Genomic DNA, 10,872 nt, shown 5'->3' with positions numbered 1-10,872 from the left:
ACCCTTGGGAATCTGGAGGCCGATCTTGAGAGCGATTTTCGGCAGACGCCATTCGGGCACGGAGATTTTTACGGATATCACACCAAGCGCTTTGGTAGCCTCCTGCGGCGATCACGGTTTGCTGCCGATCTGGTTCGCGAGCCGACAATCATGTCGCTTGCGGAAAGGATATTGAAACCGGCCTGTGAGCGCATCCAGCTCAATGTTGCGCAGGCCATCGAGATCCACCCCGGTGAGATTGAGCAATTCCCGCATTGTGATCAAGATATGTGGCCGGGAGACAAAGGCGGCCAGCAATATCTGCTGAACGTCATGTGGCCACTCAGCCGCTTTACTAAAGTGAACGGCGCAACCAGGCTCTACCCAGGAACGCACAGCGCCAATCGCTGCCTCGATGGCTGGTGACCGGCAGCTGCGCGGGACCGGCGCACCCCCCGGGGTCCCCGCTCGGCTCGCCGAGTGGGGTGGATCAGGGGCCGAAGTGAAGCGGAGGACCGCAGGCGGCGGCTATTTTGCTTCGCGGTGCAAAGGGCGCGTGCGCCCGGCGGAAAATAGCCGCCGCCTGCGGTTGCGGCGGGCACGCGAGGGCGAAGCCCGTCTGCTGCCAACCAGACCGTCGACGAGGCTGTGACTGGCGTATCGCTTGGCAGCAATGATATGGGAGTTCGGCAAAGCGGAGAAGGTTCGCCAAGCAGTAACGATGCAATAGGGCATGGCCGGGCATGATGCTCAGTAAACGGAACGCCTGCCTCCCGATCCTGAGGGCAGATGGCAATTTTCCAAAGCTGCCGGTGTTCGCGGGTCGCGCGAATATTTGCCTGGGCTCACCTTACTTGTCGATCGAAGGCCGCAGCTATCTTGACGCCGAACGGTCGGTTCTTGTCACGGAGTCTGCAATATCGGTCATCGCGGCGAGGCAATTTCAATTGATGTCCGGCTGCGCCTACTCCTGCGCGGCCCATGGCCGAAGTTCATCCCCGCCCGGTTCTGCCGGGCGGGGTCAGGCAGCTCAAACGTTGTCGCCGATGGTGATATTTGCCGATATACGGCCCGCCATGACCTGTTTCCGGTCCTTGGGAGACCAGGCGCAGGCGGCGATTGCCCGCCGCCTGCGCTCAGATGCTTATGCCGCAAGTTGTTTTGCCTCTGCGCTTTTTCCAGCTTCGGATTGGGCCTCCACCGCGACCTGCGCCTCCGCAGCCTCGACCGGCATATCCGTGTCGGGTTCGTCCGGCGTTTCGCTTTCAGCCGCCGCCCTATTGGCAGCGTCCACTGTGGCAACCCCGCCGCGCGCCGTATAGGCCGAAGGCGGAAATGCCATCCAGCGCGGCACCCACGCCTCTTGCTTTTTGCGACCATTCTCGCCGTTGAGGCAATCCGCAATTACACCTTTGATGACCTTGCCCGTTTCTCCGGCATTAGCCTCTGCCACCGAACTGCCGCCGACCTCGGCGAGAACCGCCGTTGCCACTTCCTTGTCGCGGAGCAGATCGTAAAAGGCCTGATCGGGCTGCCAGTAATCGGTCATGCTCACACCAAGCGTGACCCCAAGCATCTCGATCAACGCGCTGCCGCTGGCCAGCGTCTCGGCCATCACCACGGCTGCCACGTCCAGCACCACCGTTTCGCGCAGTTCGAGCAATCGCGTCACCACAGCGACGAGGTCCGCGCCGTCATAACGCTGCTGCGTCACGCTGGCCCGTTCGGGGTCAAATCCCAGAATTCCCAATACCGCACGGCGGCGTTCATCGAAGCGGGTTTCGGCAATCGAGGTTTCGATGCTTTCATTGACCGCATCATTGCGCGAATGTTGCTCCTGCACCTTCACGCTCCAGAGCGGCGAACCGCAGACGGCATGGGCGACCATGACGCACAAGGCGACATGTGGCCGGGCGGCAAGTGCGGTCCGCACCGCCGCATGGCGGTGCAGATCGACATAGCTTGTCAGCGCAGAAGTCAGTTCGGGCCGCGCTGGCTTGGTCATGCCCGCACCGGTATCGCCGTCGCCCTTGCCGATGCGCTGCGCTTCCTTTCGGGTGAGATAGCCTTCGTGGAAGATCACCTCGCCGTTGTCGCGGCACTGGATATAGACGCGCCCGCCCTTGCGTTTTGGGGTCTTCTCATATTCCCAGGACGAAAAATGCTCATGCGGCGGGATGATCTGGACATCGCTCCATCCGGCGGCGAGATAGGCGGCCTTGCGCTGTTCGATCTCGACGGATTGCGCCGCCCAGAACTGGTCGGCATCCGCAAAATAGCCGTCTTCCTCGAACAGATTGGTCACGATCTGGCCGCGGAACGCGTCCATATCGAACAAGGCCATGCTGACCGATATGGACGCGCCGCCAAACAGCCACGCTTTCAGCTGCTGCCCGCGCGGCGCATGGCTGTCGCCATCCTTGAACAAAGCCAGCCATGCCTTTTGCTGTGCCTTGGTCGCAAGGGTCAGATGCCTTACCGTGGCCGCGTCGATTTCCTCGGAGCGGTAGGCCTCGCGGATACGCGGCAACAGATTGCCGAGCGCGAGGATGCGTTTGACCTGCAATTCGGTAAGCGCAAAGGTCGCGGATATGTCCTTGACGCTGCGGCCTTGCTTGACCAATCGCGTGTAGCTTTCCCACTGCGTGACCGCATCGGGGTTCTGGCGCAGCATATTCTCGATCATCGAGATTTCCAAGGCTTCGGCATCGTCGCCTTCACCGAGCGTTATGCACGGCAGGGTGATATCATGTTTGCCCTGCCTGGCGGCTTCAAGGCTGGCATAATAGCGCCTTTTCCCTGCAATGATCTCGAAATGGCACGCGCACCATTCATCGCCGCTGCTCGGGGCAGGATCGGGCCGCACAAATAATGGTGAGATAACGCCGCGCTTGATGATCGATGGCAGGATGTCGCTCACATCGGGCGGCTTCTTGCCCGCCCTCATGTTGGTTTTGGAGACCGACAGGCGGTCCAGCGGGATATGATCGATTTGCATGCTCTTTACTCCTTGGTTTGGGTGGCCCCGCCTCCGGTGCATAGGAGGGTGCGGTGGAGGCGGGGCCGGTTGCCCGCGCCGCAGGGATTGCGGTGCGGGGTTGCCGTCCTTCGGGGGGGGTGAAGGGGCGGCGAACCTCATCAAAACATCTCGAGCTGGTTGCGGGCGCCCAAATCGAACAATCCGTGATCCGCTGGACGCTGCGGGCGGCGCGGCTGCATCGGCGCATTGGCCAGTATCGCCAGCCGCTCGGCTGGCGTGATCGGCGGGACACCGGGCACAAGCACTTGCTCGCCGATTTGCGTCTGCTCTGACGCCAGGGCGGGAAGGGCGCTCACGCCGCCCCTTCCAAGCGGGATTGATCGACAAAGGCCAGGAGATAGTCGGCAGCTTTGCTGGCCTGCGAAGCGGCCTTGAAGATTGCGCGGCTATCTGCGCGCAGCACGGTGAGCCAGGACCCCAGATAATCGGCATGACGTACGGACGGGACGATACCGAGCGCCGCGCACAAGAATGCCGAAGCCAGTTCAGCGCACAGTTCCTCCCGGGCATAGGCGGCGCTTCCAAATCGGCCCGACTGGTCGCGGCCAAGGCGCGAACCGTGTCCGGTCCAGTGGCCAAGTTCGTGTAGGGCAGTGCGGTAATAATCGATCTGGGCAGGAAATGCGGGTTGCGGCGGAACCTGCACATGGTCATCTGACGGCGAATAATAAGCGCGCGCGCCGCCGGTTCTGAAATCAGCGCCTGTTGCTTTGATCAGCGCCTCGGCGGCGTGATGTAATTCGCGTTCCGGTAGCGGTGTCAGGTCGGCGGACAGGCGCTGCGGCAGCCCGTCGCATTGCGCTGCGTTAAACACCGTGAAGCGCTTGAGAAACGGAATCGATGGCTTCTCACCAGACTCTTTCCCGTCATTTCCCTGCTCGTGCCCACTCTCGGGCGTAAAGCGGTCGGCATAGAAAATCGTCTGGCCGCGCTCGCCCTTGCGGACGCATCCGCCTGCTGCAAGCGCTTGCTTGAAGGTCAGCCAGTCCTGCGATGCAAAACCGCCGTCAATGACCGCACCCCACAATATCAGCACATTTATGCCCGAATAGGCCCGCCCCGAAATCGCGTTACGGGGAAGTCCCGGCAAGGCAGCGGCCGAACTCCAGGGCTGCGCCCAAGGATAAATACCCGCTTCCAGTTGCGAGATGATCCTGGCGGTCACCTCTTCATATAGCGAGACGCGAGACCCATCGCTGCGCACGGCGCGAAGCGCCGCCTTTCTGCTCTTGCCGCGTCCCGTCCGTTTCCGATTACCAACTGCCATCACCGCCTCCTCGATCCCAAAATCTGCCGCAACCGGCCCCGGAGAGGCGGGGTGGGCGGCAAGCAGCGACCAGAGAGGGGCGGACTGTGCCGGGCACACCCGAAGGGCTGTAACGAAGAGAAAGACCCCGTCAGGGGTTGTCGCCCGGGGCAGTGCGACCCTAGGCGGAAGCGCCGCCCACCCCGTCTCTCCGGAGCCGGTACAAACAACGCCGGCGCACCCGCGCCGTCCATAGACCCCGACACATGCTTGAATGAATCCGAGCGGCCAGCGACTTGACCAGATCAAAGGACTCGCACCCAGAAAGGAGGCAGAAAATCGCTGACCTGCCCGTGCAGGCGAAAAGGCGGGGCCTGTCGTCTTTTGACGCCTGCACTTATTCCCGTCTCTGCCGGTTCAGTGTGCGCGCGGGGCCATTCTCGTCAAATGCCGCACACTAAGGAGCGCGCCTTTGGCGCGCGGGAGAGAGTGCGTCATCAGCCCCGCTCAACATAAGGGGCGTTGCGGGGAGCATCCCCGCTAGAAGGGGTAGTCGGAGACGACGCAGTGGCTCCGGCTCAGGGGAAGGCTTTCCCCTCGGAGATCGGCGGTTCTGGTAAGAAGTGCCAAGCGGCTACGTCAGGCAATACTGACGCAGTGGCAGCCTAAACCTACCTGTCTTCGATCTCGCAAATCGTTACGTTCAGTTTGCGCAAACATCGTGCGAAATCGGTAAAAGGCGATGTGTGTTCAGGTCCGCCGGATCGCGGTCGGAGCTGATTTCTGTGAGACATTGCCACCACGTCGTTTTCTTGTGGTTCTCAGCGTTTTGGCGCCGCGCTTCTCCACGTCGAAATCGACGAAATTGATTTCATCGGGCTCGCCTAGGAAACAGGCGCCGAAGGCGACGGATTGTTACGCGGTGCGGCTATGCCAGCGGGAAAAAAATAGATGCATGGCGCTGGCAACCGATATGGTCCCACTTCGTTGAGCTCGCATCTTTCCCGATAATTTTCTGACAGGGCCTTCCAATGGTACCGTACACCATGTCCCAAACGATCGGCCCATCGATGAGCTGCGACCTTGCGATAATTTCCGCACTCAGAGGGATGTGGACACCGGACCACAGGTTGTGGCGCGAATCGGCACCTGGACTGGTGTAAACGCTCCACAAAACGAACTCGTTCGCGTGCGGCGGCCCCTCGAAAATGTTAATGTTGTTGCCATCAAGGCAGCCCTCTTGCCGCTGGCCATGGTGACCGAGCAATCGTGCCGGTTGTTTGTTCCGGCAGATTCCCATTCGGGAATATATCGCCGGTCCTGCGTGGGATTAAGGACATGTGTGACGAACTCTCTCTTTGCCCGCATGGTGGCAGGGAATTGGCCGCGGATGCGTTTGATCGCGCCGCGAAAAAGCCCGCTATCTGCACGGTGAAATCAAATTCTGCGACGCACGACTTGTATTGTTCTGTCACAGAAGCCGAATAAGATATCCCGGGCCTAGTAAAATCGTCTCGAATAGCGGGTAAGGTCAAGACCCTCCAGATCGATCGGAGAAAAACCACCTTCAATAATGCTGGTTATGAGCCGTCCCGATCCACACGCCATCGTCCATCCCAAGGTACCATGACCAGTATTAAGAAACAGGTTGGAAAGGTGCGTCCTCCCGATTATCGGCGTACTGTCCGGCGTCATCGGACGCAGCCCGCTCCAGAAATTCGACGGTTCGTCGTTCGCTGCGGCACCGGGGAAAAGATCGTTTAACGAATGACGCAGTGTTTGTTCGCGGCGCGGCGGCAAGCTTCGGTCAAAGCCTGTCAGTTCAGCCATGCCGCCGACGCGGATGCGTTTTCCCAGCCGTGTGATCGCAATTTTGTAATTTTCATCCAGCAAGGTTGACACTGGCGCATGCGTCTCATCGGAGACAGGCAGTGTGATCGAATAGCCTTTTACCGGATAAATGGGCAAAGTGATGCCGACGGGGCGCAGCAGAGTAGGAGAGTGGCTCGCTAGCGCAACCAGATAGGCGTCGCCGCGAATGATATCGCCATCGGCACGCACCCCGATAATGCGATCACCATTACTTTCTAGTGCTGTGATGTTTGTGTTGTAGCGTAGCTCGACCCCCATCGTGGGTAGTAGTTCAGCCAATGCGCGGGTGAAGACATGGCAATCTCCTGTTTCGTCTTGGGGTAGTCGCAATCCACCTACGAAGCGATTGCGCGATGCCTCCAGACCCGGCTCGACACTTACGCAACCGTTGCGGTCGAGCAGTTCATATGGGACACCATAGCCTTGCAATACGCTGACATCAACGGCGCTTGCAGCGAACTGCTTTTCTGTGCGGAATAGTTGCAGCGTGCCTTGTGAACGCTGGTCATACTCAATGCCTATCCTCGCTCGCAGTGCAATCAATTCATCGCGGCTAAATTCAGCTAGGCGTACCATTCGTCTTTTGTTGATTGTACAGCGATCCGCGGTGCAATTGCGCAGCACTGCGAAGAGCCAGCATAGCATCGCAATATCGGGTTGCGGTTGAATGATCAGCGGAGAATGTTTCATGAATAGCCAGCGTATTGCCCTTGCCGGGATGCCCGGTGCTGCCCAAGGTGAGGCATAACCGGGTGAGATTTCGCCAGCATTCGCGAAACTCGTCTCCAATGCCGGTCCCGGCTGCCGGTCAACGAGCACTACTTCATGTCCCGCCTCGGCCAGATACCAAGCGGATGTGACACCGACGACACCCGCGCCCAAGACGATGATTCTCATATTTCTGCTCCCGGTGCCGCGATCCCGTCGTTAATGAATATACGCCCATGCCGCGGACCCATCCGCGATAATATTTCGTAGGGGATAGTACCCGCATCACGTGCCACATCGGCGAGTGACTGCGATGGACCGAGCAGTTCGACGAAATCGCCTTCTGCCAGTGTATTTGCGGGTAAAACGGTGATATCCACGGTCAAACTGTCCATCGATACCCGTCCCAGAATCGGGAGCCGCTCTCCTCTATGCCAAGCCGCGCCCATATTGCTGAGACTGCGCGGCCAACCGTCGGCGTAACCGATTGCGATTGTCGCTAGCCGACTTGGAGTCGGCACGATATAGGTCAGACCATAGCCAACGCCGATCCCGGGCTCGACTTTACGGATTTGCAGAATGCGCGCGTCAAGTCTGACGACGGGGTGCAGTCCATCTGTATGCGTCTTTGGGCAAACCCCGAACAGGGCGATTCCAGGGCGGGCGATATCGCCATGGAATTCGTGCGACAAAAACGCAGCGCCACTATTGGCTACTGAGGTGGTTATGTTTGGAAAATGAGCATGGACAATGCGAAAACTTTCTAGCTGAGCCTTGTTAGCTGCGTGCGATGGTTCGTCGGCACAGGCGAGGTGGGTCATGATCAGGCGTAGGTCGATCTCGTTTGACAGATTCGCGTCGCGTGCGATCGCGATGGCGGCCGCAGGCGACAAACCAAGCCGAGACATGCCGCTGTCAACTTGCAATGCGGCAGTCAGCGGTGTTTTTATCGTCCGAGCGAATTGACGCCAGCGATCGACTTGAGACAGTGAGCTGAGCACAGGAATCGCTCCCTGTTCCGCGCAAATCGCTTCATCGCCAGGATTGAGGCCGTTCAAGATGAAAATTGCGGCGTCGGGACCGATGACGCGTGCAAGCGGACCGGCCTCGTTCAAATGGGCAACGAAGAAATGTCGGCAACCCTCGCGATAGAGCGCGGGACCGACATTGGTCACGCCTAAACCATAAGCATTTGCTTTGATGACTCCGCCACACAGGGCGGGCGCCACTTGATTGGCAAGGATGCGATAGTTGGCACGAATGCCGTCGAGATCGATGCAAAGGCGACTCGAACAAGCCTCAAAATATCTGCTATCCATTTTTGCTCCTACAAGAACGATGGATAATGAATTTTGTTGTGAAGTTTTCACCTATTCAGAGTGTGAAATTCTGGTTTTCGACTATAATTCGCATAAAATCCGAAAAAATGGAGTTTCGTGCATGGCCGCGATTGATGGAACTGATCGCCGTATACTGAACTGTCTGCGTCTTGACGCCAGGATCACCAACAATGCACTTGCAGCAGAGGTCGGCATGTCCCCGTCCGCCTGCCTGCGCCGGGTCCGGTTGCTTGAACGATCCGGTGTCATCCGCGGCTATACCGCTATCGTTTCGGGTGCTGCCATTGATGAGGGGACTACGGCGATCGTTCAGATTGAACTTGAACGGCAGACAGAAGAATATCTGATCCGATTTGAAACCGCGCTGCGCCGCCACCCCGAAATTGAGGAATGGTATTTAATGACAGGCGACGGCGATTATATTCTTCGCGTGCAAGTCGCCGGTATTGATGACTATGGGGCTTTTCATCGTGATGTTCTATCGCGATTGCCCGGTGTCACGAGTATCACCTCCAGCTTCGCGATGCGCAGCCATCGGCGAATGTGATGCTGGCGGATATTTTCTGCATTCTCGCTGCACAGTGACCGGTACTGTGGTTTCATCCGGATTGACCTCTCGGTCGATACACGGTCTGGAAAGATCGCTACCGATACGTCCAGTAATTCCGGCGCCAATGGTTCCCTGATCGGAGCCGCCGAACTGCCGAGCAATGCCGTCACCAGCTCAGCGAATGGTTCCGCTTCAAGCTCTGCAAAAGGCAGTGCAACAAATCTCATCGAGACTGAAGCTGTTCGCTCGACTGCTGGCCAGGTTGTCGGTACCGCGTGCAATACGGCGGGACGTGCAAACTCGGTTGCAAACGGCGATACATCATCTGTGGTCAATAACACATCCGCCGCAGGTTGATTTGCCAGAAGCGCGAGCGGAATCGGCAGTGCCATGGCTATGGGCGATCTTGGCCAACTAGCTGCCTCGGGAAGCAGGGCTGCAAATGCCGGTGTTATGTTCGCGGTTGCACCTGGCATGCCGATCCTGGACGCCAAGGGCCGGATTATCGGCCATGTTCAATTGGTGAAACAGTCCGGAGCCGGCCTGGTGCAACCGAAATGGAAACCGCATGGCAGAGTTGCCCGCGGCCAATTTCGCGAGTTCGGGCGACTTCCTGATCACGGGCAAGAGCAGAGGCGAAATTAAAAAGGCCTCAAATTTGCAGAGCCAGCCCTTGCAGAACGAATTCAGTCGATCCCCCTTTGTTCGGATACAGGCCAGGCTGGTTTCCTGCTTTAAGGTGGTGGGCGAGGATTATTCTCCCGAAACACCAATGCAATGATCCTATGTTCTCAATTGTAACTCGTCTGGCGAATATCTGGAAGAGCCCGGAAACTCTCCGTTTGCGCCGCGGCCCAGAAACGGGAATAGGGCGTGGCTGCCGGATTATCGATCAGCGCGTTCGCCTTTAGAAATGGATAGATTCCGTCAATCGAACTGGATTTAACGGCGTTCAACCGTTCGTGCAAATGATGCGGCCGGATTTGCGATGGGTTCTCGAGCCCCATCGCAACGACGATGTCGCGCAAAGCCGCTGCGGTTTGCTTTTGAAACCGGTACACGCGCTCGGACTTGTCTTTGATTGCCAGACCACGCTGACGTGATACGCTCTGAGTCGCGATGCCAGTAGGGCAGTTGCCGGTATGGCATTGCATGGACTGGACGCAGCCCAACGAGAACATGAACCCACGGGCAGCGTTAGACCAGTCTGCACCGAGAGCTGCATTCATCGCCAGGCTTGCACCGCTGATAACCTTGCCGGATGCCGCTAGTCGGATGTCCCCGCGCAGTCCGGATCCAATCAGCGCGTTATTGACAAGAATAAGCCCCTCTCTGAGTGGCATGCCTACACGGTCTGAAAGTTCAACCGGTGCGGCTCCGGTTCCACCTTCCCCGCCGTCTACAACAATGAAGTCCAGCTTGATGCCGGTTTGCAGCATCGCTTTCATCACTGCAAATATTTCGTGCGGTTGACCCACACACAGTTTTATACCTACGGGCTTTCCTCCGGAAAGGGTCCTTAGCTGCCGGACAAAATCAAGCAACTCGAGCGGAGTGGTAAATGCCGTATGGGCTGCAGGCGAAATGCAGTCCTTGCCCTCTGGTATACCTCGCGTTGCGGCAATTTCCGCCGAAACCTTTGCGCCGGGAAGCATCCCTCCCTGGCCAGGCTTGGCACCCTGACTGAGTTTGATCTCGATCATCTTGATCTGGTCGAGGACCGCAGTTTTTGCAAATTTATCAGGATCAAAATGACCATCGTCGGTGCGACATCCAAAATAGCCGCTTCCAATTTCCCAGACTATATCACCGCCATGTTTTGCATGATAGGGGCTGAAACCGCCTTCGCCGGTGTCATGGTAGAACCCACCTCGCCGCGCACCCAAATTCAGGGTTTCTATAGCCTTCGCGCCGAGCGAACCAAAGCTCATGGCTGAAATATTTAAAATCGCAGCTGAATAGGGCTTCTTGCATTGGGGGCCGCCTACCTTGACGCGAAATTCCTTCTCGACCCGTTCATTGGGCATCATCGAATGGTTGAGCCAGTCATACTCTTCCGAATAGACGTTTAATTCCGTTCCGAATGGGTGCGAGGAATTATCACCTTTGGCGCGCGCATAGACCAGGGCGCGATCGT

At 58.1% G+C, this 10,872-nt stretch carries 9 protein-coding genes; 3 read left to right on the top strand and 6 right to left on the bottom strand.

Annotated features, from left to right (window positions below):
* Positions 1-405, top strand: a 405-nt coding sequence (locus ACEW8J_RS14105) for a phytanoyl-CoA dioxygenase family protein (protein ID WP_373492281.1), incomplete at its 5' end; no start/stop codon positions are given.
* Positions 406-1,123: 718 nt separating this feature from the next.
* Here ACEW8J_RS14105 and ACEW8J_RS14100 read toward each other — a convergent pair.
* The 5 genes from ACEW8J_RS14100 to alr all read right to left on the bottom strand — a co-directional run bounded on the left by ACEW8J_RS14100 (position 1,124) and on the right by alr (position 8,164).
* Entirely contained in the window at positions 1,124-2,977 is a 1,854-nt protein-coding gene (locus ACEW8J_RS14100) for a ParB/RepB/Spo0J family partition protein (protein WP_373492280.1), read from the bottom strand.
* A gap of 140 nt (positions 2,978-3,117) precedes the next feature.
* Positions 3,118-3,315 (bottom strand): hypothetical protein, encoded by a 198-nt coding sequence (locus tag ACEW8J_RS14095; protein WP_373492279.1) that lies wholly within the window; start codon positions 3,313-3,315, stop codon positions 3,118-3,120.
* Positions 3,312-4,286 carry an ArdC family protein gene (locus ACEW8J_RS14090; RefSeq protein ID WP_373492278.1) on the bottom strand — a complete coding sequence of 325 codons (975 nt, stop codon included), beginning with the start codon at positions 4,284-4,286 and terminating at the stop codon, positions 3,312-3,314. The genes ACEW8J_RS14095 and ACEW8J_RS14090 overlap by 4 nt, the downstream gene beginning before the upstream one ends.
* 1,479 nt (positions 4,287-5,765) lie before the next feature.
* Entirely contained in the window at positions 5,766-7,034 is a 1,269-nt protein-coding gene (locus tag ACEW8J_RS14085; RefSeq protein ID WP_373492277.1) for a D-amino acid dehydrogenase, read from the bottom strand.
* On the bottom strand, positions 7,031-8,164 hold the full coding sequence (gene alr / locus ACEW8J_RS14080; RefSeq protein ID WP_373492276.1) for an alanine racemase: 1,134 nt from the start codon (positions 8,162-8,164) through the stop codon (positions 7,031-7,033). The genes ACEW8J_RS14085 and alr overlap by 4 nt, the downstream gene beginning before the upstream one ends.
* Positions 8,165-8,285: 121 nt before the next feature.
* Here alr and ACEW8J_RS14075 point away from each other — a divergent pair, with 121 nt between their 5' ends.
* On the top strand, positions 8,286-8,732 hold the full coding sequence (locus ACEW8J_RS14075; protein WP_373492275.1) for an Lrp/AsnC family transcriptional regulator: 447 nt from the start codon (positions 8,286-8,288) through the stop codon (positions 8,730-8,732).
* A 571-nt stretch (positions 8,733-9,303) separates the two neighbouring features.
* On the top strand, positions 9,304-9,516 hold the full coding sequence (locus ACEW8J_RS14070) for a hypothetical protein (RefSeq protein ID WP_373492274.1): 213 nt from the start codon (positions 9,304-9,306) through the stop codon (positions 9,514-9,516).
* Positions 9,517-9,526: 10 nt separating this feature from the next.
* Here the strand turns inward: ACEW8J_RS14070 and ACEW8J_RS14065 are convergent.
* Positions 9,527-10,872 (bottom strand): FMN-binding glutamate synthase family protein (locus ACEW8J_RS14065; RefSeq protein ID WP_373492273.1); only part of this gene is annotated, 1,346 nt, incomplete at its 5' end.

This window comes from Parasphingorhabdus sp. (assembly GCF_041748495.1).
Taxonomy (GTDB): domain Bacteria; phylum Pseudomonadota; class Alphaproteobacteria; order Sphingomonadales; family Sphingomonadaceae; genus Parasphingorhabdus.
This window is presented reverse-complemented; position numbering and strand designations above follow the sequence as displayed.

Excerpts from the sequence above, each read along its gene's own strand:
- ACEW8J_RS14100 (WP_373492280.1), bottom strand. The coding sequence starts at position 2,977 with ATGCAAATCGATCATATCCCGCTGGACCGCCTGTCGGTCTCCAAAACC.
- ACEW8J_RS14090 (WP_373492278.1), bottom strand. The coding sequence starts at position 4,286 with ATGGCAGTTGGTAATCGGAAACGGACGGGACGCGGCAAGAGCAGAAAG.
- ACEW8J_RS14085 (WP_373492277.1), bottom strand. The coding sequence starts at position 7,034 with ATGAGAATCATCGTCTTGGGCGCGGGTGTCGTCGGTGTCACATCCGCT.
- alr (WP_373492276.1), bottom strand. The coding sequence starts at position 8,164 with ATGGATAGCAGATATTTTGAGGCTTGTTCGAGTCGCCTTTGCATCGAT.
- ACEW8J_RS14075 (WP_373492275.1), top strand. The coding sequence starts at position 8,286 with ATGGCCGCGATTGATGGAACTGATCGCCGTATACTGAACTGTCTGCGT.
- ACEW8J_RS14070 (WP_373492274.1), top strand. The coding sequence starts at position 9,304 with ATGGCAGAGTTGCCCGCGGCCAATTTCGCGAGTTCGGGCGACTTCCTG.